This is a genomic window from Photobacterium damselae (assembly GCF_003026815.1).
Classification (GTDB): Bacteria; Pseudomonadota; Gammaproteobacteria; order Enterobacterales; family Vibrionaceae; genus Photobacterium; species Photobacterium damselae.
In genome coordinates this window covers 1-765 of record NZ_PYOG01000108.1, presented here as the reverse complement: position 1 = coordinate 765, position 765 = coordinate 1, and the positions used below count along the sequence as shown (strand labels likewise).

General features: G+C 39.1%; 1 protein-coding gene and 1 pseudogene. Both read left to right on the top strand.

Translation table 11 applies throughout. The features are described 5' to 3' along the window. A partial coding sequence (locus CTN07_RS22535) for a hypothetical protein (protein ID WP_249030825.1) occupies positions 1-233 on the top strand: 233 nt, incomplete at its 5' end. Positions 234-240: 7 nt separating this feature from the next. Beyond that, positions 241-765: pseudogene (locus tag CTN07_RS22530) on the top strand (IS91 family transposase); the annotation flags it as partial.

Here is a 765-nt window from a genome sequence, read left to right as displayed (position 1 = left end):
CATCTGCTTTTGATAGCTATGAGCAATATGAAACCACCATGGATAATGTCATTCAGTTGCTAAATACCCAATATAATATTGCTCCACCAAAAGATCATGACGAAGAAATTACATTAATTTATCAATACCTTATTGATAAGTTTGGTGACACATCGACTACTGCATTCAAATTACATGAAGTATTAATCTCGCTTGCTCATATCGCAGAGCGAGATGGTGCAACGCCTTACTAACAGCTGTATGCACGTTCCTAGAGCCTCCAAACTCATCTTTAATAAAGATGAGGCTTGGGAAAAATATCTCACGCATTGTGGTGATAGCATCACCACCAATCAAATAGAGTGTATAGAAAAAATGCTCGCTTGCGGTACCAGCAAAGTGGGCAGTAAGCACTACGAATGTGAAAAACCTGCTTGTGAGCACCACAAAGTCATCTATAACTATTGTAAGAGTAAGGCCTGTAGTTCTTGTGGAGTAATGCTGACAGAAAAATGGATAGCGAAGCAGCTATCCATCTTGCCAAAATGTGAATATCAACACATGACCTTAACGATGCCCGATAAGTTATGGCCCATATTTCGACTTAATCCTTGGTTAATCAATCTGTTATAACGCTGTGCGGTATCAGCATTCTTGAGTTTTGCAAAAAAACGGGGAATAGAGATTGGCCTATTCTGTGTAGTCCATACATTTGGTCGTCAACTTAATTGGAATGTCCATTTTCATCTATCAGTCACGCGTGGAGGCATAAATAACAAAACTAAG